The sequence below is a fragment of the Achromobacter colocynthidis genome (genome assembly GCF_057334535.1).
The window spans coordinates 19,663-41,613 of sequence record NZ_JBHFIZ010000037.1; the positions used below are offsets into that span (position 1 = coordinate 19,663).

Sequence of the window (21,951 nt, forward strand, 5' to 3'; positions counted from 1 at the left end):
TAGCCGGCTCCACTTGGGGCCGGTCCGACGGTCTTTCGCCGTCGGGCGCCACTCACAGGAGATCGCCATGGCCGATTCCGGCAACGATCGCGTCCCCACCCCGTCCTTCAATCCCTGGACGGCCGCCTACGAATATGCCGTGGATGCCTGGCAACGTGGCGTGCTCTACGCCGACGTGCTGCGCCAACGCGGCAACCAGTATCACGAACACATGGCCAAGCGCGCACCCAACGTGCTCAGCATGGAGTTCGAACTGGTGATGGATGGCCGCGAGCTGCCCCGCCCCGTCAACTACGGGCTGTTGCGCATCCAGCCGCCCGAAGGCGTGGAAACCGACCCGATCAAGCGCCCCTTCCTGGTGGTGGACCCGCGCGCCGGGCACGGTCCGGGCATCGGCGGCTTCAAGCCGGAAAGCGAAATCGGCGTGGCGGTCCGTGCGGGGCACCCCTGCTACTTCGCCACCTTCCTGCCGCAGCCCATGCCGGAACAGACCGTCGAAGACGTGATGATGGCCGAGGCGCGCTTCCTGGAAGAGATCATCGCGCTGCATCCCGACGCGGAAGGCAAGCCCGTGGTAGTGGCCAACTGCCAGGCCGGGTGGCAGATCATGATGACCGCAGCCATCCGCCCCGAATTGTTCGGCCCCATCATCGTGGCCGGCGCCCCGCTGTCGTACTGGGCGGGCTGGCGCGGCATGAACCCCATGCGTTATTCCGGCGGCCTGTTGGGCGGTAGCTGGTTGACGGCGATGACCAGCGACCTGGGCAATGGCAAATTCGACGGCGCCTGGCTGGTGCAGAACTTCGAAAACCTGAATCCCGCCAACACCTTGTGGTCCAAGCAGTACAACCTGTATTCCAAGGTGGACACCGAGGCCGACCGCTACCTGAGCTTTGAAAAATGGTGGGGCGGCCACGTTTTCCTGAACGGCCCCGAAATCCAGTACATCGTCGACAACCTGTTCGTGGGCAACCGCCTGGCCACCGCCGGCCTGGTCACGTCTGACGGCATCCGTATCGACTTGCGCAATATCCGCTCGCCCATCGTGGTGTTCTGCTCCAAGGGCGACAACATCACGCCCCCGCCGCAGGCGCTGGGCTGGATCCCGGATCTGTACCAGAACGAGGCCGAAGTGCTGGCGCACGGCCAGACCATTGTCTATGCCGTGCACGAAAGCATCGGCCACCTGGGCATCTTCGTGTCGGGCAGCGTGGCCCGCAAGGAGCATCAGGAATTCACGTCGAACATCGACATGATCGACGTGTTGCCGCCCGGCATCTACGAGGCTGAAATCGCCGACAAGACGCCCGACACGCCCAATGCCGACCTGGCGTTTGGCAACTACGTGCTGTCGTTCGAGCAGCGCACGCTGGACGATGTGCGCACCATTGTCGACCGCAAGGAAGAAGACGATAAGCGCTTTGCCGCCGTGGCCCGTATTTCGGACATCAACCTGGGCATGTACCGCAGCTTCATGCAGCCATGGCTGCGCGCGCTGGTCACGCCGCAATCGGCGGAATGGTCGCAGCGCCTGCATCCGCTGCGCTTGCCTTACGAGCTGATCTCGGACCGCAACCCCGCCATCGCCCCCATCGCCGCGGTTGCCGAACAGGTGCGCGAGCACCGCCAGCCGGTGTCCGAGTCCAACCCGTTCCTGATCGCCCAGGAAATGTTCTCGAACTGGGTCGAGAGCAGCCTGAACATCTGGCAGGAAATGCGCGATTCAGCAGACGAACGCACGTTCATGGGTGTCTACGGATCGCCGCTGGTGCAGGACCTGGCCGGCCTGGGCGCGCGTTCCGGCCCGCCGCGCAAGCACCCCGGCGTGTCGCCCGAACACCGCCGCTTCATGGAAGAACGCACCGCCGATCTGCGTTCGCTGTTGCAGGAAGGCGGCTTGCGCGTGGCCGCCATCCGCATGCTGCTGTATGTGTCCGGCGCCGAAGGTGGTCTGGACGAACGCAGCTTTGCGCTGATCCGCAAGGTACGCGCCGAGTCCGACAACGCCATGACGTTGCAGGAATTCAAGGACACCATCCGCGACCAGGCCTTGATCCTGACGCTGGATTCCGACGCCGCCATCCAGGCCATGCCGCGCCTGTTGGAAAAGTCGTCCCCCGACGCCATCCGCAGCGCGCTGAAAACGATGAAGCACGTGTTGGAAGCCGCCGAACCGCTTAGCCCGGCCGCTCGCGAAAGCCTGACCGAAATGGAGCGCATCTTCGAGGCCGCCGAACGCCGTGCCCAGAAGCGCGCCCAGGCGCATGCGCCCGCCAGGCTGGAAGCCACGCCCGCTTCCACGGCCCCCGCGCTGAACCTGATCGACGCGGCCGCGCAAGTGCCGTCCAAGGTTGCCCGTCCGCACCCGGCCGCGGCAAAATCAGCGGCGAAGGTGGCGACGAAGGCAGCAACGGACGCAGCACCGAAAACCGCAACGAAGACCGCAACGAAGACCGCACCGAAGGCGGCTAAGAAAGCAGCCAAGCCCGCCACGAAGCGCAGCACGAAAGCCGCTGCGCAACCCGCTGCACAACCCGCCAAGGCCAAGCGCGCATGACACTGCCCACGTCCACGCATTACGACACGCTGATCGCCCGCGCGCAGACGCTAGAGCCGGCCTTCTGCGCCATCGCCCACCCCTGCGACGAACCGTCCTTGTCCGCCGCGCTGGAAGCCCGCGACCTGGGCCTCTTGCATCCCATCCTGGTGGGCCCGGAAAAGAAGATCCGCGACACGGCGACCCAGTTCAATCTGAACCTGGGCGATGCGCGCATTGTTGACGTGCCGCATAGCCACGCCGCCGCCGAAACCGCCGTGGCGCTGGTGCGCAACGGCGAGGCCACGCTGCTGATGAAGGGCAGCCTGCATACCGATGAACTGATGCACGAAGTCGTCGCGCGCACCACCGGTTTGCGCAGCGGCCGGCGCATCAGCCATGTGTTCATCATGGAAGTGCCCACCTATGCCGGCCCGCTGTTCATCACGGACGCGGCCATCAATATCTTTCCAGACCTGGAAACCAAGGCCGACATCATCCGCAACGTGATCGACCTGCATCACGGGCTGGGCTTGGGCGAGCCGCGCGTGGCCATCCTGTCGGCGGTGGAGCAAGTCACGCCCAGCATACCCAGCACCATCGAAGCGGCGGCCTTGTGCAAGATGGCCGACCGGGGCCAGATCACGGGCGGCCTGCTGGACGGCCCGCTGGCGCTGGACAACGCCATCAGCCCGGACGCGGCGCGCATCAAGGGCATCCGCTCGCCCGTCGCGGGCGTGGCGCAGGTGCTGGTGGTGCCCGACCTGGAAGCGGGCAACATGCTGGCCAAGAACCTGACGTTCCTGGCCAACGCCGAAGCAGCCGGCATCGTGCTGGGCGCGCGCGTGCCCATCATCCTGACCAGCCGCGCCGACAGCCCGCGTTCGCGCCTGGCGTCGTGCGCGGTGGCGGCCATCTACGCGCACCATCTCAGCCAGTTGGCGGCCCGCCCCCTGGTCTGACGCGCGCCTCTCACCGCTACCGGATCCCAGAGCCATGAGCGAACCCCGCGACACCCGAGATACCAGCGACACCATCCTCGTCATCAACGCCGGCAGTTCCAGCATCAAGTTCTACCTGTACGACATCGACGGCAAGCAGGAACTGGCGCCGCGCCTGGGCGGCCAGTTGGAAGGCATCGGCACCTCGCATCCCAAGCTGCGGGTACGCGACGCAGCGGGAAAGACCTTGCTGGAACGCGATGTGGCGCCCAGCCACGCACCGGACGTGCGCGACGCCCAGGAAGTGGTCGGCACCTGGTTAAGCGGCCACCTGGGCGGCGCGCCGCTGGCGGTGGGGCACCGGGTGGTGCATGGCGGGCCGGACCTGTCCGAACCGGTGCTGGTGGACGATGCCGTGCTGGCCAAGCTGGATACGTTCACGCCGTTGGCGCCGCTGCATCAACCCAACAACCTGGCGCCCATCCGCGTGATTCGTGAACGCCGCCCCTGGATACCGCAGGTGGCGTGCTTCGACACCGCGTTTCACCGCAGCCATTCCGACGTGGCCGACCGCTACGCGCTGCCGGAATCGCTGTACCAGGAAGGCGTGCGCCGCTACGGCTTTCATGGGCTGTCCTATGAGTACATCGCGCAGCGCTTGAAGCAGGCGTTGCCCGAACTGGCAATGGGCAAGATCATCGCCGCGCATCTGGGCTCGGGCGTGTCCGCCTGCGCCATGCACGAAGGCAAGAGCGTGGACAGCACGATGGGCTTCACCGCGCTGGAAGGCTTGCCCATGGGCACGCGCCCCGGTCGGCTGGATGCGGGCGTGGTGCTGTGGATGATGGAACGCGGCATGGACCACGACCAGATCGAGCATCTGCTCTATCACGACTGCGGCATGAAGGGCCTGTCGGGCATCAGCAACGACATGCGCGAACTGCTGGCCAGCGATGCGCCATCGGCCAAGCTGGCGCTGAAGTATTTCGCGTGGCGCGTGGCCGAAGGCATGCTTGGCCTGGGCTGCGCCATGAACGGCATCGACGGCATTGTGTTCACCGCCGGCGTGGGCGAGAACTCGCCCCAGATCCGCCAGATGATCGCTGACCATTGGGGCTGGCTGGGCATCAAGCTGGACCCGGAACGCAACGCCCATCAAGGGCCGCGCATCTCCAGCGACGACAGCCGCATCGGCGTGTATGTGGTCCGCACCAACGAAGAGCTGATCATTGCCCAGCACACGCTGGCCCTGGTTCGCCAACAATGAATGCGCCAAGAATGCCCCAACCGCGAGTGAGCCCACGATGAACGCCCCTACCTCGAACGCGGCGCTGCCGCTGGCCGGCAAGCGCGGCCTGGTGACCGGCATCGCCAACGCCGATTCCATTGCATGGGGCTGCGCCAAGGCGTTTCGCGCCATGGGCGCCGAACTGGCGGTGACCTATCTGAACGACAAGGCGCTGCCCCACGTCGAGCCGCTTGCGCGCCAAGTGGATGCGCCGTTGCTGATGCCGCTGAACCTGCTGAACGAGGGCGAACTGGAAGCCGTGTTCGAGCGCATCACGGCCGAATGGGGTCGCCTGGACTTCGTGCTGCACTCCATCGCCTTCGCCCCGCGCGACGACCTGCATGGCCGCGTGACGGACTGCTCGCGCGAGGGCTTCCTGCAAGCCATGGACGTGTCGTGCTGGTCGTTCATCCGCATGGCGAAGCTGGCCGAACCGCTGATGGCCAAGGGCGGCGCCCTGTTCTGCATGAGCTATTACGGCTCACAGATGGTGGTAGAGCACTACAACATGATGGGGCCGGTGAAGGCGGCGCTGGAATCGGCCACGCGCTATCTGGCCGCCGAACTCGGCCCGCAAGGCATCCGCGTGCACGCAATTTCGCCGGGCCCCTTGAAAACGCGCGCCGCCTCCGGCATTGCGGAATTCGACGCGCTGCTGGACCGCGCGCAATCCAAGGCGCCCGCGCGCAGCCTGGTGTCCATCGACGATGTGGGCGAAGCCACCGCGTGGCTGGCCACCGACGCCGCACGGCTCATGACCGGGCAGACGCTGTACATCGACGGCGGCTATCACATCATCGATTAGGCTCACGCCAGTGTGTCCGGCGGCCCCTGGCGCCATCGCTCTATCGCTTCGACCGCTTGTTCGGCGCTGCCGAAAATCTTGTCGCGGCCAATTTTCTTGACCAGCCCCGAACGTTCAAGCGCCATGCGGAACTGGCCGTGGCCGCCCGCCACCAGCAAGCTGATGTGGCGCGCATCCAGTTCGCGCTTCAACTCATACAGCGCTTCGACCGCATCGGCATCGGCCTGCGTCATGGCTTCGGCGTCCAGCACGAACCAGGTGGCGTCACCCGCCTGATCCATGACTTCGCGCGCGCGGCGCCGGAAGGCATCGGCGTTGAAGAACCAGACCGACGATTCAAACAGCCAGATCACCACGCCCGGCACGGGCTGCGCGTCGGGGTTCAAATGCAGCTTGCCCAGCACGTATTCGCCGGGCAGCCGGCCAAGCAGCGCGTCGCGCGGGTTGCCCGATACATACATGGCGTACAGCAAAGTCGCGCCCACCGACACCGCCACGCCTTGCAACACGCCGAAGCCCACCACACCTACCGCCGCCAAAATGCCGAAAGCCAGTTCGATGCGTGAAATGCGTGCCAGGCGCATGAAGGCCTTGGCATCGAAAAGGCTGGCCGCCGCCAGCAGCAAGATGGCCGACAGCACGGCTTGCGGCAGCCAATACAGCGGCGCACTCAACAAGCCCACGACGATCGCCAAGGCAACGGCCGCGCTGACGCTGACCAGCGGCGACGAGCCCCCGGCCACCAGCCCCACCGCCGTGCGCGAATCGGCCCCCGTCACGACAAAGCCCTGAAACAGGCCCGCCGCCACGTTGGCCGCGCCAAAGCCCACCAGTTCGCGATTGGGGTCCACGTGTTCGCCGGTGCGGGCGGCAAAACTGCGCGCCGTGACAATGCCGCTGGAAAAACTGACCACCAGCACCCCCGCCGCGCCCAGCAGCATGCTGTCCACGCCTTCCAGCCGTACGGGCAGGCTGATGCCCGGCAAGCCGGCGGGCACTTCGCCCACAACCGCGATGCCCAGGCTGGGAAAATCAAACAGCCACGACAACAGGCAGCCGCCCACCACCAGCAGGATCGGGCCGGGCCAGCTTGGCCGCCAGCGCTTGACGCCAATCAGCAACGCACACGAGGCCAGCCCTAGAAGCAGGGTCGGAATCTGAATTTCCTGAATACGCCGGGACAACTCCAGAAACGGATGCACCAAGCCGCTGTTGCGCAGCCCCACGCCCGTCAGCCCGCTCATCTGCGACACCGCCAAGGTAATCGCCACGCCGGCCATGTAGCCAATCAGGACGGGACGCGACAGCAGGTTGGCCAGCACACCCAGCCGCAGCACGCGGGCGATCAGGCAGCCCACGCCCACGGTCAGCGCAATGCCGGTGGCGGCCACCAGCCTGTCTTCGGGCGACGTCAGCGCCATGCCCGTCAAGGTGGCGGCGATGAGCGTGCAGGTGGCGGTGTCCGGCCCCACGATCAGGGTGCGCGACGAGCCGAACAGCGCATAGCCCAGCATGCCCGCAATGGCGGCCCACAGGCCGGCGACGGGGGGCACGCCCATCATCGCGGCATAGGCCAGGCCCACCGGCAAGGCCACGGCCGCCACGCTTAGCCCGGCCATGACATCGCGCCGCGCCGAGTCTCGGGTGATGCCACGGAAATTGTTCAGGCCAGGGAAGAAGCGTAGGTTCATGATGCTGCGAGATGACCTGATGGATGATGTTGCGCGAGGGGGCACACAGACCGCAAAGGCTACACCAGACGATGCTCGTTGAACCCGATTCAAATCAACAAGCGCCCGTTATTCATTCCTTTTTAGAATGAAGATCGTTGCGTATTTGTCTCTTTTATCGAAAAGCCGGATTGCGTAGAGTCCCCCGCATAAGAACAGCGGCACTTCGCCGCGCCTTGCACACCGACATGGCCCGCCCGCATCGACCACCCGACGCGAAGGACGGGGCCGGCACTTCTGGAGACTTGATGTCCTACGCCTTCCTGCGTCGCGCCAGCCGCGCGCTTATCCTGGCCGCTTTTGCCGCGGGTGTTGCCCCGGCCGTGCATGCGCAAACCTATCCCGACCGCCCGATCAAGCTGGTGGTGCCTTGGCCTCCGGGCGGCGCCACGGACTCGTTGGGCCGCCTGTTGGCGCAGCGCTTGTCCGAACGGCTGGGTCAGACGGTGATCGTGGACAACAAGGCCGGCGCGGGCGGCAATATCGGCACGGCGTCTTTCGTGCGTGAAAAGGCCGACGGCTACACGCTCTTGATGGCCACCAGTTCCACCAACGCGGCCAATCCGCACCTGTATTCGCGCCTGGGCTTCGATGCGGCAAAGGACTTCGCTCCGGTCGCCTTCGTGGCCGAGATTCCCAACATTCTTGAAGTGCCGAAGCAGTCGCCCTTTCATTCGGTCGCGGACGTGATCGCGGCCGCCAAGGCGGAACCCGGCAAATTGAATTACGGCTCGGGCGGCGTGGGCTCATCACAGCATCTGGCGGGTTCGATGTTCAAGCACCTGACGGGCGCGGATGTGATGCACATTCCGTACAAGGGCAGCGGCCCTGCGGTGTCGGACCTGCTGGCGGGACAAGTGGACATGATGCTGGACACCGGCTCGCTGGCCCAGGTTCAGGCCGGCGCCCTGCGCGCACTGGCCGTGGCCTCGCACCAGCGCCTGCCTGCCCTGCCGAACGTGCCCACCTTCGAGGAAGCAGGCGTGCCGAAGATGTTTGCGTCGGCCTGGTACGGCATCGTGGCGCCCGCCGGCACGCCGTCGGACGTAGTGCAGCGCCTGAACAAGGAAGTCAACGCCGTCGTGGCCAGCCCGGACGTGAAGCAGCGCATGGAAAACATGGGCGCGCTGGTCCCGGCCGGCCAATCGCCGGAAGAATTCGGCGCGTTCATCCAATCGGAAATCAAGCGCTACGCAGAAATCGTGAAGATCTCCGGCGCAAAAATGGAATAAGGCGGGTCGGTTAAAAACCCGATGTCCAATGGCACGTAGGATGGGTGCAGCGCGAGCCCAAAGCAAAGAAGAACACCAATCCAAAACGCGCGAAACCCATCAAGCAGCACAGGCGTAATGGCTGAATCAGCCACATGCGAATGCCGCTTGATGGGTTTCACGCGATACCTTGCAGCGCCCTTGCAGAGACCGTCGCGCGCTACACCCATCCTACGATGGGATATTGCGCGATTGATCCATCATTTACGCCGCGCGCGCTTCCAGCACCGCTACCGCCGGCAGGGTTTTGCCTTCCAGGAATTCCAGGAATGCGCCGCCGCCCGTCGAGATGTAGCCGACTTGTTCGCCGATGCCGTACTTGGCGATGGCGGCCAGCGTGTCGCCGCCGCCGGCGATCGAAAAGCCGTCCGAGTCGGCGATGGCGCGCGCCACCACTTCGGTGCCGTTGGCGAACTGGTCGAATTCGAACACGCCCACCGGGCCGTTCCAGACGATGGTGCCGGCCTTCTTCAGGATCTCGGCCAACTGCGCCGCGGTTTGCGGGCCGATGTCCAGGATCATGTCGTCGTCGGCCACGTCCGTGGCGGCCTTGACCGTGGCTTCGGCGTCCGCGCCGAATGCCTTGGCGCACACCACGTCCACCGGAATCGGCACGGCCGCGCCGCGCTGCTTCATGATGTCGATCACGGCGCGCGCCTGGTCCACCTGGTCAGGTTCCGCCAGCGATTTGCCGATGGACAAACCAGCAGCCAGCATGAAGGTATTGGCGATGCCACCACCCACCACCAACTGGTCGACCTTGTCAGCCAGCGATTGCAGGATCGACAGCTTGGTCGACACCTTGGAACCGCCCACGATGGCGACCAGCGGGCGCTTGGGTTCGTGCAGCGCACGGCCCAGGGCGTCAAGCTCGGCTTCCAGCAAGGGGCCGGCGCAGGCCACGGGCGCAAAGCGCGCGATGCCATGCGTGGTGGCTTCGGCGCGGTGGGCGGTGCCGAACGCGTCGTTGACATACACGTCGCACAGCGCGGCCATCTTCTTGGCCAGTGCTTCGTCGTCCTTCTTTTCGCCGACGTTCACGCGGCAGTTTTCCAGCAGCACGACCTGGCCGTGGTCCACTTGCACGCCATCGACCCAGTCGCGCACCAACTGCACGGGCATGCCCAGCAATTCGGACAGGCGCTGGCCGACCTTGGCGAGCGAATCGGCGTCGGTCAGCACGCCTTCTTTCGGGCGACCCAGGTGGGACGTAACCATCACGGCGGCACCGGCGTCCAGCGCCAGGCGAATGCCCGGCACCGAGGCGCGGATGCGCGTGTCTTCGGAAATGCGGCCGGCGTCGTCGAACGGCACGTTCAAGTCGGCACGAATGAACACGCGCTTGCCGGACAGGGCGCCGGACTTGGCCAGCGCGGACAGGGTATTGACCTTGGACATATTTGCTTTCCTACGATAGGCGAACAAAGGGGACGAACCCATTTTCCGCATTGGCGGAAAACAAATCCGTCCCCTATGGACTGACCGTGTTGCTTACTTGGCCGACATCAGCGCGACGGTGGTGTCGAGCATGCGGTTCGAGAAGCCCCACTCGTTGTCGTACCAGGACGAGACCTTGACCAGACGGCCCGAGACCTTGGTCAGCGACGCGTCAACGGTGCTGGAGGCCGGGTTGTGGTTGTAGTCCACCGAGACCAGGGGTTCGGTGTTGTAGTCCAGGATGCCCTTCAACTCGCCTTCCGACGCAGCCTTCAGGATGCTGTTCACTTCTTCGGCGGTCGTGGCGCGGCTGGCCACGAACGACAGGTCAACCAGCGACACGTTGATGGTCGGAACGCGGATGGCGTAGCCGTCCAGCTTGCCGTTCAGTTCCGGCAGCACCAGGCCCACGGCGGCGGCAGCGCCGGTCTTCGTGGGGATCATGCTCATCGTGGCCGAACGCGCGCGGCGCAGGTCTTCGTGGTAGACGTCGGTCAGGACCTGGTCGTTGGTGTAGGCGTGAACGGTCGTCATCAGGCCGTTTTCCAGGCCCAGCTTGTCGTTCAGCGGCTTGACCAGCGGGGCCAGGCAGTTGGTGGTGCACGAAGCGTTCGAGATGACCGTGTCGGTCGACTTCAGCACGCCGTGGTTCACGCCGAACACGATGGTGGCGTCCACATCCTTGCCGCCCGGGGCCGAGATGATGACTTTCTTGGCGCCGCCCTTGATGTGCGCACCGGCCTTTTCCTTGGTCGTGAAGAAGCCCGTGCATTCCAGGACCACGTCAACCTTGAGCTCGCCCCAGGGCAGTTCAGCCGGGTTGCGGTTGGCCAGCACGCGGATCTTGTCGCCGTTGACGACCATGAAGTCGCCGTCGACTTCGACGGTGCCCGGGAACTTGCCGTGGGCGGTGTCGTAGCGCGTCAGGTGCGCGTTCGTCTTGGGATCGCCCAGGTCGTTGATGGCGACGATTTCGATATCGTGCTTCTTGCCACCTTCGTAGTGGGCACGCAGGATGTTGCGGCCGATGCGACCGTAACCGTTGATGGCGACGCGAATAGTCATACTAAGCTCCTTTTTTACAAAACCTGTTTGACGGTCTCGGCCACCTTGTCGGCGGTCAGCCCGAAGAACTTGAACAAAGCGCCGGCAGGGGCGGACTCACCGTAGCGGTCGATGCCGACCACGGCGCCTTCCAGGCCCACGTACTTGTGCCAGAAGGCGGTCACGCCGGCTTCGACAGCCACGCGCGGCAGGCCCTTGGGCAGCACGGATTGTTTCCAGGCGGCGTCCTGCTTGTCGAACACGTCGGTGCTGGGCATGGAGACCACGCGCACGGCGACGCCTTCCTTGGCCAGTTGGGCTTGCGCGTCCAGTGCAATGGCCACTTCCGAGCCGGTGGCGATGATGACGGCGCGGGCGCCTTCGGCATCGCGCAGCACATAGCCGCCACGAGCGATGGCGTCGACGGTAGCCGCGTCACGCGGCACGAACGGCAGGTTCTGGCGCGACAGCAACAGGGCCGTGGGGCCGCCGTCATGCACATCCATGCCGATGCTGGTCGGGCGCGTCACGGCGGCATTCCAGGCCACGGCGGTTTCAGCTGTATCGCAAGGACGCCACAAGGACAGGTTGGGGATCAAGCGCAGGCTGGCCGCGTGTTCGATGGACTGGTGGGTCGGGCCGTCTTCGCCCAGGCCGATCGAGTCGTGCGTGAACACGTGCACGACGCGCTGCTTCATCAGCGCGGCCATGCGGATGGCGTTGCGCGAGTAGTCCGAGAACGTCAGGAACGTGCCGCCGAAAGGCAGGTAACCGCCATGCAAGGCCACGCCGTTCATGATGGCGGCCATGCCGAATTCGCGCACGCCGTAGTTGATGTGGCGGCCGAACTGGATGCCCTTTTCGCCGGCGCGAACGGCGACAACGCCCTTCCAGTCGGTGAAGTTGGAACCGGTCAGGTCGGCCGAGCCGCCCAGCATTTCGGGCAGCAGCGGCGCCAGCGCGGCGATCGCGAATTGCGAAGCCTTGCGGGTGGCCACGGTTTCGGCCTTTTCCAGGGTCGAGGCCAGGAAGGCCTTGAACTGGTCGGCGTAGCCCTCGGGCATTTCGCCCTTCATGCGACGCGTGAACTCAGCGGCTTCGGCGGGGAATGCGGCGGCGTAGGCGTCAAACGCGGTTTGCCATTCGGCTTGCGCGGCGGCGCCCGACTTGCGGCCATCCCAGCCGTCGTAGACGTCTTGCGGGATCTGGAAGGGTTCCGACGACCAGCCCAGCGCGGCGCGCGTGGCGGCGATTTCGTCCTTGCCCAGCGGCGCGCCGTGCACGTTGTGCGTGCCGGCCATGTTGGGCGAACCCTTGCCGATGACGGTGCGGCAGACCACCAGCGTGGGCTTTTCCGATTGCGAACGCGCGGCCTTGATGGCGGCGTCCACGGCGGCGACGTCATGGCCGTCAACGCCACGGATCACGTTCCAGCCGTAGCCTTCGAAGCGCTTGGCGGTGTCGTCGGCGAACCAGTGTTCGACGTGGCCGTCGATGGAGATGCCGTTGTCGTCATACAGCACGACCAGCTTGGAAAGCTTCAGCGTGCCAGCCAGCGAGCACACTTCGTGCGAAATGCCTTCCATCAGGCAGCCGTCGCCCGTGAAGGCGTAGGTGTGGTGGTCGACGATGGTGTGGCCGGGCTTGTTGAATTCAGCCGCCAGCAGCGCTTCGGCCAGCGCCATGCCCACGGCGTTGCCCAGGCCCGGGCCCAGCGGGCCGGTGGTGGTTTCCACGCCCGGGGTGATGCCCACTTCGGGGTGGCCCGGCGTCTTGGAATGCAACTGGCGGAAATTCTTGAGCTCGTCGATCGACAGGTCGTAACCCGTCAGATGCAAGAGCGCGTAGATCAGCATCGAGCCGTGGCCGTTGGACAGCACGAAGCGGTCGCGGTTGGCCCAGGCGGGATCCTTCGGGTTGTGGCGCAGGTTGCCCGTCCACAAGGCTTGGGCGATTTCCGCCATGCCCATGGGAGCACCCGGGTGCCCGGAGTTCGCTTGTTGCACAGCATCCATCGCGAGGGCGCGGATGGCATCCGCCAAGGCAAGTTTAGGGGCGGTCGGATTGCTCATTCGGAAGGCTCTTTGAAGCTGGCGCGCCTACGGGAAATATAGGGGCCAGTTGAGTGGGTTGCGAAGCAGACGATTTTAGCATCAGGGGATTTCCCTCACGCCATCGCTCTTAAGCCCGATGTAATGAAGCGTATCGCCCCCGGGGAAATATCAGCGTAGCTCCCGCAATTGCGGGAAAGTAGTCCGACATTCAGCATGGTGCCCTGTACCTCTCTGATGGAGTCCCCTACCATGGGCCTCATGCTGAATCTGACCATCCCCATCGAAGGCTTCATGGCCCTGCGAAATGCCGTGGGCGAAGAACGTGCCGTTGCCTTGGCGCGCGCGCTGGAGCGCGCCCAGATCAAGGGCGAAGCCGACCTGGCCGCCAAGCTTCAGCAAGACTGGCGCAACGAAATGGCCGCCATGATCGCCCCCTTCGCTCGCCGCGAAGAAATGGCCGCCATGATTGCCCCTTTCGCGCGCCGCGAAGAACTGGCCGAAATCCGCAATCAGATCGCGCAGTTGCCCACCCGCGAAGAACTCAAACGTTTCGCCACGCACGAAGACCTGGCGGCGCTGCGTACCCAGTTCATGCGCCTGGACAAGAAAATGACGGTGGGGTTTCTGACGCTGCTGGGCCTGAACCTGGCGTCCAGCGCCCCGACCTTCCTGGAATGGGGGGTCAAGGTGGTAGGCTACGCGCTCAAATAACCTGATCGCCCGCCCCCGCGCCCGAACACCCATGTCCGCCCCCCGATTTTTCTGCGACATTCCCCTTGTTGCCGGCTCCCGTGTCGCCTTGCCCGACGCCCTGGCACACCATGCGTTGCGCGTGCTGCGGCTGAAAGCCGGCGAAACCGTTGTGCTGTTCAATGGCCAGGGTGGCGAGTACGACGCCGTGCTTGAGGTCGATGGCAAGGCAGGCTTTGCCACGCTCGGCGACTTCAACCCCCGCGAAGCCGAGCTTGCCGGGCGCATCACCCTGGTTCAGGGCTTGCCGTCGGGCGACAAGATGGATTGGGTGGTGGAAAAAGCGGTGGAACTGGGCGCAGTCCGCGTCAGCCCGATTGCCGCGCAACGCAGCGTGTTGCAGTTGTCCGGACCTCGGCTGGACAAGCGCGTGGCGCATTGGCACCGCATTGCACAATCCGCCAGTGAACAGTGCGGCCGTAACCGCCTGATGACGGTGGATGCGCCGCAAACGCTGGCTGACTGGCTGGCCCAGCCGGCCGACGGCCTGCGTCTCTTGTGTCATCCGGAAGCCACTGACGATCTGGCCGGCAAGCTGCGCGCCACGCCCGACTTACCGGCGCTGACCTTGCTGGTCGGGCCCGAAGGCGGATGGTCGGACAAGGAACTGGATCTGGCCCGCCAGGCGGGCGTACAGGCCGTGCGATTTGGCCCGCGCGTGCTGCGCACCGAAACGGCCGGGCTGGCCTTGCTGGCGGCCGTCAGCGCGTTGATGGGCTGGTAGCAGTTAGAACGCCGGGCAGCCACCAAGTGGTGACCAACCCTGTGGTGACAAACCCGCGACAAAGCAGCAACCAAGCGGCAACCAAGCAGCAACCCCCGCCGAACCGTAAAAGGCTCAGGCGGGTATGCCTTCAGTCGTTTTCGCCATAGGGCGCAGCCGCGACGCCGGGTTCCGGATCGGGGTGCTTGCCCGCGTGCTCAATGACGAACGCAAAAATACGACCGTTCTCGCGGGCAAAATCCGCCGCATCAGAACATACGGTTTCAATACGAGCGGCGTCTTCTTCCAGCACCGGGTCGCCGGAGTGCAACCGGTACAGCCACAACACGACGCCCGTCTTGTGATCCAGGACCGTATCGCACAGGCAGTCGTACAGGGCATCCAGGTTGCCGCCGAAGTATTCGGGAAAGTCCACCGCCTTGACGATGGCGCGCAGTACCGCGGAACGGCTGCGGGCGGGGTCGCAGTTGGCAACGAACAAGGACAGGCCCAGCTCGTGGGAGGCATCCACGACGGCCTTCTTGTCCAGCCCCTCATGAGGCAGCGCTCCCCCGCGCAGAAGCTGCTTCTGCAACGTAGATTGGCCATTGCGCGTCATGCCTGAGCCTCCTTGAAAAAGGCGATCACTTCTTCGTTACGCTGCATCGTATCGGCATAACCCAGTTCAATCAATCGCTTGGTGTAGCTGGATTCGAACAGCAGATACGACATCAGCGCACCGCCCCCAGGACGGCCTGGATCGGACGATACACCGAGTACGCGGAAAAGAGCACGCGCTTGTGCGGGCATGTCTTGCAGGTGCTCAAGCGCCATTGTGTCCAGCGACTGGCTGGGGGTGATGGTCAGCACCTGGATGCGGCGCACATTGACCTGGACACCATCCGGCGTGGTGTGCTCCATCAGGGCATTGATGCGCTCAAGCCGTTCCACATCCACCGACAGACCATCCAGGAAGATGCTGGACAGCGCATGGCCGCCCACCTGCGCCAAGGACGGATACGGCGGGGAATCTTCGCGGTTCTCGGGATGGGTATCGTCACGAAAGCCCGTGCCTATCACCATGACGCGGTGCGCGCCCAGATGAATGGCCGGGCTGATCGGCGCCAACTGCCGCATGGAACCGTCGCCGCACCATTCGCCCTTGCCATGCACCTGCACCTGCCGCGCGGGGAACACAAACGGAATCGATGAAGACGCCATCAGATGATCGATGCTGATGGGCGTGGGGATGGCCAGCCGCAGATAGCGGTGCCAGGGTTCGATGGGTGCGTGCGCCTGGTAGAAGGTCAGGTGTTCGCCGCTGGTGTAGCCCGACGCCGTGATGGCCAGTGCCGACAGCGCGCCGCCTTCCAGGTTGGCGCGCAAATGATCAAAGTTCAGCACCCGGCCCAGCAGCGCCTCCATGGGGCTGTTGTCCAACAGCGACTGCGGCCGTTTGCGCGTCAGCCCCGAATACATCCACCCCAGCGACAGCAAGCCCAGCCAGCGCACACCCGTGCGTATCAGCCCGGGCGCGTCGGCGCGGTAGATCATGTCGGTATTCAGCGACGACCACAGCCGGCGAATGCGGCGCACGCCCAGGTGCGGGCGGTCGGCGCGGCAGGCCAGTGCGGCGGCGTTGATCGCGCCGGCCGATGTGCCGCAGATGATGTCAAAAGGGTTACGGAAGCGGGACTGCCAGTCCGGGTCCAGCAGCTCCATGATGGCGCTGAGCACACCGACCTGGTAGGCGGCGCCCCCCCCCCCCCCCGTCAGGACCAGGCCGATCGGCGCGCGGGGGCACGCCGGACCCGCTGGACTCACTTCAACGTGGCGTGTTGACATCGACCACAGTCATCGCGGTCATGTTGACGATGCGGCGCACGGTCGAGCTGGAGGTCAGGATATGCACCGGCGCATTACAGCCCAGCAGGAACGGGCCCACCGCCACGTTGCCGCCGGCCGCCGTCTTGAGCAGGTTGTAGGCAATGTTGCCCGAGTCCACGTTCGGGCACACCAGCAGATTGGCTTCGCCCTTCAGCGTGGACGAAGGCAGGATGCGCATGCGCAACGCTTCATCCAGCGCGCAGTCGCCGTGCATTTCGCCGTCGATTTCCAGTTCGGGTTCTTTCTCGCGCACAATTTCCAACGCGCGGCGCATCTTGGCGCCGGACGCCGAGCTGCCGGAACCGAAGTTCGAACGCGACAGCAGCGCCACCTTCGGCGCCAGATACATCCGGCGCATTTCGTTGGCCGCCGAAATGGTGAATTCCGCGATCTGTTCCGCCGTGGGTTCGTCATTGACGTGCGTGTCCACCAACACCACCGTGCGCTCGTTGAGCAGCAGGATGTTCATGGCGGCATACACGTTGTGGCCCGGGCGGCGGCCGATCACTTCATCCACGAAACGCAGATGATCGTGATACGCCCCCACCGACCCGCACACCATGCCGTCGGCATCACCCAGGTGCACCATCATCGCGCCGATCAAGGTCATGCGGCGGCGCATTTCCACGCGCGCCATTTCCTTGGTGATGCCGCGACGGCACATGCGTTCCCAGTACGTCGTCCAGTACTGATGGAAACGTTCATCGTATTCCGGGTTGGTGACTTCAACGTCTTCACCCAGACGCAAGCGCAGGCCCAGCTTTTCGATGCGGGTCAGCAGCACCGACGGGCGGCCCACCAGGATGGGGCGAGCCAGGCCTTCGTCAACCACCACCTGCACCGCGCGCAGCACGCGCTCGTCTTCGCCTTCCGCAAACACGATGCGGGCGGGGCCTCCTTCACGCACGATACGCTTGGCGGCCGAGAACAGCGGCTTCATGAACGCGCCCGAGTGATACACGAATTGCTGCAACTGCGCTTCGTAGGCTTCCAGATCGGCCAGCGGGCGCGTGGCCACGCCGCCGTCCATGGCGGCCTTGGCCACGGCCGGCGCAATACGCACGATCAGGCGCGGGTCAAACGGCTTGGGAATCAGGTACTCGGGGCCGAACGAGATGTCGAACGTGCCGTAGGCGGCGGCCACGACTTCGTTCTGCTCCTCCTGCGCCAACTGGGCAATGGCATACACCGCCGCCATTTCCATTTCGCGCGTGATGGTGGTGGCGCCCACGTCCAGCGCGCCACGGAAGATGTACGGAAAGCACAGAACGTTGTTGACCTGGTTCGGGTAGTCGGACCGCCCCGTGGCCATGACGACATCGTCACGTACCGAATGCGCCAGTTCCGGCAGGATTTCCGGCGTGGGGTTGGCCAGCGCCAGGATCAGCGGGCGCGGTCCCATCGTGGCAACCATTTCCGGCTTGAGCACGCCGCCCGCCGACAGGCCCAGGAACACGTCCGCGTCCTGGATCACCTCGGCCAGCTTGCGGGCTTCCGTCTTTTGCGCAAAACGCGCCTTGTCCGGGTCCATGAGCTCGACACGGCCTTCGTAGACCACGCCTTCGATGTCGGTGACCCAGATGTTTTCCAGCGGCAGGCCCAGGTCCACCATCAGGTCCAGGCACGCCAGGGCGGCTGCACCGGCGCCGGACGTCACTACCTTGACCGTCTTGATGTCCTTGCCCACGACCTTCAGGCCGTTGATGAACGCGGCCGACACGGTGATGGCGGTGCCGTGCTGGTCGTCGTGGAAAACCGGGATCTTCATCCGTTCACGCAGCTTGCGTTCCACGGTGAAGCATTCCGGCGCCTTGATGTCTTCCAGGTTGATGCCGCCGAAGGTGGCTTCAAGACCCGCGATGATCTCGACCAGCTTGTCCGGGTCGGTCTCGTTGATTTCGATATCGAACACATCCAGGCCGGCAAACTTCTTGAACAGCACTGCCTTGCCTTCCATGACCGGCTTGGAAGCCAGCGCGCCGATATTGCCCAGACCCAGCACCGCCGTGCCGTTGGTGATCACGCCCACCAGGTTGCCGCGCGCGGTGTAGCGAAACACATTGGCCGGGTCGGCCACGATTTCCTCACAGGCTGCCGCCACGCCCGGCGAATAGGCCAGCGCCAGGTCGCGCTGATTCGTCAGTTGCTTGGTCGGCGTGACCGAGATTTTGCCGGGACGGCCGGCCTCGTGATATTCAAGGGCGGCTTTGCGAAGGTTGTCATCCATATGGGCGGCTACAGGCTGGTAAGTGAAACAGAGGGAGGAATTCTATTCCCATGACGGCTGTCGCGGTATCTCTGCGCGGCCTCTCCCCTTTGCGCAGGACAAGCGGCCGAATCTTACATTAAGCTGAATAGCTGTCAGGTTTCGTTAGGCAGAAATAAGGGAAAACGACCATGCGGGTCGAACAGCGTCTTGACCCGCGCGTCGAGCCGGAACGTGGCGAGCCCGGGCGTGTGTGGTTCGGATGGGGGTAAGGAAGGCGCTTCAGGCTCCCGGCCCGCATCCAGACCCGAATCCCGGCCCGAGCCCACAACCGGCACGAAACCCGGCTCCATGGCTGCCGGCGCATCGGTCAACGTCACGCTTTGCACCCACGCCAGGGTCCCGCCGTGGCCCAACAGCAGATGGGCCAGATTGACGGTGGCCGGCGCCACGGGTTTAAGCGCGTCCAACCGGTAACGCCCCAGCCAGTGATCGCCGTCCCGCGTGGCAAAGGCGTCGCCGCCCGAAGCCAACTGGAACAGCGAGGGCACCAGGCTTTGCACGGTGGCTGAGCGCAGCGGCTGGACATCGGCCTCGCCAAAAGGTCCCAGGGTTTCCTCGACGCCGTCGGCCAACATGACATCCACCGTCAGCACGCCCGAGGCGGCACAGCGGCCGGCGGGCCAGGGCGCCGGCGCGGCCAGCCATTCGGCCAGGGTCATGGCATCCGGAAAACCCACGAACTGCCGCAAGCCGGCCTGGACCAGCGCCGCCATGGGCACGCCGGGCTGTGCGCGCCAACGGGCGGGGTTGCCGGCCGGGTCACTGGCCGCGTCACCACCCAAGCGGGCCAGGCCCGCCAGGCGCGACGGATCGATCCGCAGACGCGGGCTGGCGGACGGTGCATAAGGCCCCGTCGCCCCCTCCAGCGCCATCACCACGCGGTACTCGGCGCACAGCGTGCGCGCATGGGCCACGTCGGCATCGCGCGTGGGCGTCAGGATGGCCTGCGCACCGCCCGGACCGTTCTCGCCCAAATCATTGACTTGCCCCTGGCACAGCAGCTTCAAGCGCTGCATAAATGCGGCCCACGGCGTTTGCGCGGGACGCCTACCTAGCAGGAAAGCGCGCCGGGATGGCTGCATGACTACAATTCCTTTTTGCTTCAAAGACGCTTTTCGAGAATCCAATGCCCCGCCTTGCTGCTCGCACTCATGACTTTCTGACCTTCCAGGTAGTGGAACTTTTCAAGCAGGCGCAAGCGCTACAGGCGGCGGGCAAGGACATTATCAGCCTGGGCATCGGCGAACCGGACTTTACCGCGCCGCCCCAGGTGGTGGAAGCGCTGGAGCGCGCCGCGCGCGCCGGCCTGAGCGGCTACGGCCCGCCCGCCGGCCTGATGCCGCTGCGCGAGGCCATTGCGCAGTTCTACCACGACAAGTTCGGCGCCAAGATCAATCCGGCGCGCGTGATTGTCACGGCGGGCGCATCGGGCGCGCTCACGCTGGCCTGCGCGGCGCTGGTCAACCACGGCGGCGAAGTGCTGATGCCTGACCCGTCCTACCCCGCCAACAGCAACTTCGTGCTGGCAGCAGGCGGCGTGCCGCGCTTGATTCCGAGTTCGGCCGAAAAACGGTTCCAGCTTTCGGCGGCGGACGTGGCCCAGCACTGGACGCCCGCCACCCAGGGCGTGCTGGTGGCCTCCCCCAGCAATCCCACGGGCACCTCCATCGCCCCTGCCGAACTGGCGGAACTGTTGGCGCAGGTTCGCGCGCGCGACGGTTTTGCCATCGTCGACGAAATCTACCTGGGTCTGTCTTATGAAGGCCAGCCGAAATCGGCGTTGACCCTGGACGATGACATCATCGTCATCAACAGCTTTTCGAAGTACTTCCATATGACGGGCTGGCGGCTGGGCTGGATGATCGTGCCCGAAGACATGGTGGCTCCCGTTGAAAAGATTGCCGCCAGCCTGGCGATCTGCGCGCCCACCCTGGCCCAGCACGCCGCGCTGGCCTGCTTCACCGAGCAGGCGATGAAAACCTTTGAGCACCGCCGCGAAGCGTTCAAGCAGCGCCGCGACTACCTCTTGCCGGAATTCGACCGCCTGGGCATCCATGTACCGGTCAAGCCGGACGGCGCGTTCTATATCTACGCCGACATCAGCAACCTGGGCATGGACAGCGCCGCGTTCTCGCAGCGCCTGCTGCTGGAAGCGGGCGTTGCCGCCGTGCCGGGCCTGGACTTCGGACCCACCCATGGCAGCCACACCATGCGTTTTTCCTACGCCACCGGGCTGGACCGGCTGGAAGAAGCCGTGGCCCGCATCGGCAAACTGCTGCAACGCTGAACAAAAAAAAGCGCGCTTCGGAAAGAAGCCCGCTTGGGTGTTCAACCGGCCGGCGGCGTCAGTCGCGCGCCAGCGCAATGCCCGAGGCCAGGGCCAGGCGTCGGCGTTCCGCCTGCACTTTGGCGCCGTAGCCGTTGTCGTTCGGCCCGGTGGCGCCCACGTAACAGGCCAAACCGGCGTCGACCGACCCGCGACGGCTGATGCAATCGCGCAAGATCGTGGCGCCCACGCCGATGTTGGCGGCGGGGTCCAACGGGTTCTTGCCCACGGCGTCGAACTTCTCCTGGTGCACGCTGGTCATGACCTGCATCAGGCCTTGCGCGCCCACGTGGCTTTCGGCCAAGGGGTTGTAGCGGGACTCGATGGCGATGACGGCCAGCACCAGCAGCGGGTCAAGCTGCTTTTCGCGGCTGACCTTGTACACGGTGTTCAACAGCGGACCGGTGGCGTCATAGGCCACCTTGTATTTGCGCGATATATAGTTGCGCAAGGCCTCCGCCTGGGGGCCCGTTGCCGACAAGGCAGGCTTTTTCGGCGCCGGCGGTGCGACGCGGGCCGGCCCCAGCATGCCGGTGGCATTGCTGGCGGGAGCGGTTGGTACGGCCATGGCAATTGCCGACGCAGTGTCGGAACCCAATTCGGAACCGGCATCGGAATCGGTGCCGGATTGCATGGATGAAGGCGCTAGGGCGGTCAACAAGGCTTTGTGCACTTGCAATGCCTGGTCGCGCAAACCGGGCAGGGCAAATCCCATGCTTACCGTCACAATCACTGCGATGCCCAGATAGACTGAGCAAATTCGCAAGCATTCGGCAAGATACTGGTGCACTCCTTGGGCCATATTCCTGAACAGGCTGGCCACTGACGCATCGGGCATGAAAACCTCCTGCGTGGAAAAAGAGGGAGTCAATGTTAACCTCTCTTTCGACCTCAAATGTAACCAAATCGC

At 64.9% G+C, this 21,951-nt stretch carries 17 protein-coding genes; 8 read left to right on the top strand and 9 right to left on the bottom strand.

Annotation, left to right across the window (positions count from 1 at the left end; translation table 11 throughout):
- Positions 1 to 67: 67 nt before the first annotated feature.
- Genes ACE04A_RS19850 through fabI form a run of 4 tightly spaced genes read left to right on the top strand, consistent with a single transcriptional unit; the run spans position 68 to position 5,570 of the window.
- Positions 68 to 2,557 carry a DUF3141 domain-containing protein gene (locus tag ACE04A_RS19850; protein WP_448717709.1) on the top strand — a complete coding sequence of 830 codons (2,490 nt, stop codon included), beginning with the start codon at positions 68 to 70 and terminating at the stop codon, positions 2,555 to 2,557.
- Positions 2,554 to 3,498 carry a phosphate acetyltransferase gene (locus ACE04A_RS19855; RefSeq protein ID WP_259249502.1) on the top strand — a complete coding sequence of 315 codons (945 nt, stop codon included), beginning with the start codon at positions 2,554 to 2,556 and terminating at the stop codon, positions 3,496 to 3,498. The genes ACE04A_RS19850 and ACE04A_RS19855 overlap by 4 nt, the downstream gene beginning before the upstream one ends.
- Positions 3,499 to 3,532: 34 nt before the next feature.
- Positions 3,533 to 4,744, top strand: a complete 1,212-nt coding sequence (locus ACE04A_RS19860) for an acetate/propionate family kinase (RefSeq protein WP_259249504.1) — start codon at positions 3,533 to 3,535, stop codon at positions 4,742 to 4,744.
- Positions 4,745 to 4,781: 37 nt separating this feature from the next.
- Complete coding sequence (fabI, locus tag ACE04A_RS19865) at positions 4,782 to 5,570, top strand: enoyl-ACP reductase FabI (RefSeq protein WP_448717707.1); 789 nt, start codon at positions 4,782 to 4,784, stop codon at positions 5,568 to 5,570.
- 2 nt (positions 5,571 to 5,572) lie between these two features.
- On the opposite strand, the gene ACE04A_RS19870 is transcribed toward fabI, so the two are convergent.
- Positions 5,573 to 7,261, bottom strand: coding sequence for a SulP family inorganic anion transporter (locus ACE04A_RS19870; protein WP_447991005.1), 1,689 nt, complete (start codon positions 7,259 to 7,261; stop codon positions 5,573 to 5,575).
- 287 nt (positions 7,262 to 7,548) lie between these two features.
- Between ACE04A_RS19870 and ACE04A_RS19875 the strand changes: the two genes are divergently transcribed.
- Entirely contained in the window at positions 7,549 to 8,532 is a 984-nt protein-coding gene (locus ACE04A_RS19875) for a Bug family tripartite tricarboxylate transporter substrate binding protein (protein WP_259249508.1), read from the top strand.
- Between the two features lie 243 nt (positions 8,533 to 8,775).
- Here the strand turns inward: ACE04A_RS19875 and ACE04A_RS19880 are convergent, their stop codons facing one another.
- The 3 genes from ACE04A_RS19880 to tkt all read right to left on the bottom strand — a co-directional run bounded on the left by ACE04A_RS19880 (position 8,776) and on the right by tkt (position 13,124).
- On the bottom strand, positions 8,776 to 9,969 hold the full coding sequence (locus ACE04A_RS19880; protein WP_259249511.1) for a phosphoglycerate kinase: 1,194 nt from the start codon (positions 9,967 to 9,969) through the stop codon (positions 8,776 to 8,778).
- Positions 9,970 to 10,062: 93 nt separating this feature from the next.
- A complete protein-coding gene (gene gap, locus ACE04A_RS19885; protein WP_485820433.1) occupies positions 10,063 to 11,073 on the bottom strand; it encodes a type I glyceraldehyde-3-phosphate dehydrogenase in 1,011 nt (336 codons plus the stop codon).
- 14 nt (positions 11,074 to 11,087) lie between these two features.
- The gene (gene tkt, locus ACE04A_RS19890) at positions 11,088 to 13,124 is read right to left on the bottom strand and encodes a transketolase (RefSeq protein ID WP_485820434.1); all 2,037 of its coding nucleotides are present in this window, start codon (positions 13,122 to 13,124) and stop codon (positions 11,088 to 11,090) included.
- Between the two features lie 231 nt (positions 13,125 to 13,355).
- Between tkt and ACE04A_RS19895 the strand changes: the two genes are divergently transcribed.
- Both ACE04A_RS19895 and ACE04A_RS19900 read left to right on the top strand, forming a co-directional pair.
- Positions 13,356 to 13,817 (top strand): hypothetical protein, encoded by a 462-nt coding sequence (locus ACE04A_RS19895; RefSeq protein ID WP_448717704.1) that lies wholly within the window; start codon positions 13,356 to 13,358, stop codon positions 13,815 to 13,817.
- A gap of 31 nt (positions 13,818 to 13,848) precedes the next feature.
- The gene (locus ACE04A_RS19900; protein WP_279995266.1) at positions 13,849 to 14,580 is read left to right on the top strand and encodes a 16S rRNA (uracil(1498)-N(3))-methyltransferase; all 732 of its coding nucleotides are present in this window, start codon (positions 13,849 to 13,851) and stop codon (positions 14,578 to 14,580) included.
- A gap of 130 nt (positions 14,581 to 14,710) precedes the next feature.
- Here the strand turns inward: ACE04A_RS19900 and ACE04A_RS19905 are convergent, their stop codons facing one another.
- The 4 genes from ACE04A_RS19905 to ACE04A_RS19920 all read right to left on the bottom strand — a co-directional run bounded on the left by ACE04A_RS19905 (position 14,711) and on the right by ACE04A_RS19920 (position 19,797).
- Positions 14,711 to 15,178, bottom strand: a complete 468-nt coding sequence (locus ACE04A_RS19905) for a barstar family protein (RefSeq protein WP_259249523.1) — start codon at positions 15,176 to 15,178, stop codon at positions 14,711 to 14,713.
- Positions 15,175 to 16,404 carry a patatin-like phospholipase family protein gene (locus ACE04A_RS19910; RefSeq protein ID WP_485820435.1) on the bottom strand — a complete coding sequence of 410 codons (1,230 nt, stop codon included), beginning with the start codon at positions 16,402 to 16,404 and terminating at the stop codon, positions 15,175 to 15,177. Before ACE04A_RS19910 ends, ACE04A_RS19905 begins: the two co-directional genes overlap by 4 nt.
- The gene (locus tag ACE04A_RS19915; protein WP_259249531.1) at positions 16,385 to 18,673 is read right to left on the bottom strand and encodes an NADP-dependent malic enzyme; all 2,289 of its coding nucleotides are present in this window, start codon (positions 18,671 to 18,673) and stop codon (positions 16,385 to 16,387) included. Before ACE04A_RS19915 ends, ACE04A_RS19910 begins: the two co-directional genes overlap by 20 nt.
- Before the next feature lie 134 nt (positions 18,674 to 18,807).
- Complete coding sequence (locus ACE04A_RS19920) at positions 18,808 to 19,797, bottom strand: FAD-binding protein (protein ID WP_485820436.1); 990 nt, start codon at positions 19,795 to 19,797, stop codon at positions 18,808 to 18,810.
- A 44-nt stretch (positions 19,798 to 19,841) separates the two neighbouring features.
- Between ACE04A_RS19920 and ACE04A_RS19925 the strand changes: the two genes are divergently transcribed.
- On the top strand, positions 19,842 to 21,002 hold the full coding sequence (locus ACE04A_RS19925; RefSeq protein ID WP_259249534.1) for a pyridoxal phosphate-dependent aminotransferase: 1,161 nt from the start codon (positions 19,842 to 19,844) through the stop codon (positions 21,000 to 21,002).
- Positions 21,003 to 21,060: 58 nt separating this feature from the next.
- Here ACE04A_RS19925 and ACE04A_RS19930 read toward each other — a convergent pair whose 3' ends face one another.
- Positions 21,061 to 21,879 carry a lytic transglycosylase domain-containing protein gene (locus tag ACE04A_RS19930; RefSeq protein ID WP_259249535.1) on the bottom strand — a complete coding sequence of 273 codons (819 nt, stop codon included), beginning with the start codon at positions 21,877 to 21,879 and terminating at the stop codon, positions 21,061 to 21,063.
- Positions 21,880 to 21,951 lie beyond the last annotated feature (72 nt).

What these genes read in the sequence shown, in the direction of transcription:
- gap (WP_485820433.1), bottom strand. Translation starts at nt 11,073, where the DNA reads ATGACTATTCGCGTCGCCATCAACGGTTACGGTCGCATCGGCCGCAAC.
- ACE04A_RS19895 (WP_448717704.1), top strand. Translation starts at nt 13,356, where the DNA reads ATGGGCCTCATGCTGAATCTGACCATCCCCATCGAAGGCTTCATGGCC.
- ACE04A_RS19905 (WP_259249523.1), bottom strand. Translation starts at nt 15,178, where the DNA reads ATGACGCGCAATGGCCAATCTACGTTGCAGAAGCAGCTTCTGCGCGGG.
- ACE04A_RS19880 (WP_259249511.1), bottom strand. Translation starts at nt 9,969, where the DNA reads ATGTCCAAGGTCAATACCCTGTCCGCGCTGGCCAAGTCCGGCGCCCTG.
- ACE04A_RS19900 (WP_279995266.1), top strand. Translation starts at nt 13,849, where the DNA reads ATGTCCGCCCCCCGATTTTTCTGCGACATTCCCCTTGTTGCCGGCTCC.
- ACE04A_RS19920 (WP_485820436.1), bottom strand. Translation starts at nt 19,797, where the DNA reads ATGCAGCCATCCCGGCGCGCTTTCCTGCTAGGTAGGCGTCCCGCGCAA.
- ACE04A_RS19875 (WP_259249508.1), top strand. Translation starts at nt 7,549, where the DNA reads ATGTCCTACGCCTTCCTGCGTCGCGCCAGCCGCGCGCTTATCCTGGCC.
- ACE04A_RS19870 (WP_447991005.1), bottom strand. Translation starts at nt 7,261, where the DNA reads ATGAACCTACGCTTCTTCCCTGGCCTGAACAATTTCCGTGGCATCACC.
- ACE04A_RS19915 (WP_259249531.1), bottom strand. Translation starts at nt 18,673, where the DNA reads ATGGATGACAACCTTCGCAAAGCCGCCCTTGAATATCACGAGGCCGGC.
- ACE04A_RS19860 (WP_259249504.1), top strand. Translation starts at nt 3,533, where the DNA reads ATGAGCGAACCCCGCGACACCCGAGATACCAGCGACACCATCCTCGTC.
- fabI (WP_448717707.1), top strand. Translation starts at nt 4,782, where the DNA reads ATGAACGCCCCTACCTCGAACGCGGCGCTGCCGCTGGCCGGCAAGCGC.
- tkt (WP_485820434.1), bottom strand. Translation starts at nt 13,124, where the DNA reads ATGAGCAATCCGACCGCCCCTAAACTTGCCTTGGCGGATGCCATCCGC.
- ACE04A_RS19925 (WP_259249534.1), top strand. Translation starts at nt 19,842, where the DNA reads ATGCCCCGCCTTGCTGCTCGCACTCATGACTTTCTGACCTTCCAGGTA.
- ACE04A_RS19850 (WP_448717709.1), top strand. Translation starts at nt 68, where the DNA reads ATGGCCGATTCCGGCAACGATCGCGTCCCCACCCCGTCCTTCAATCCC.
- ACE04A_RS19855 (WP_259249502.1), top strand. Translation starts at nt 2,554, where the DNA reads ATGACACTGCCCACGTCCACGCATTACGACACGCTGATCGCCCGCGCG.
- ACE04A_RS19910 (WP_485820435.1), bottom strand. Translation starts at nt 16,404, where the DNA reads ATGTCAACACGCCACGTTGAAGTGAGTCCAGCGGGTCCGGCGTGCCCC.
- ACE04A_RS19930 (WP_259249535.1), bottom strand. Translation starts at nt 21,879, where the DNA reads ATGCCCGATGCGTCAGTGGCCAGCCTGTTCAGGAATATGGCCCAAGGA.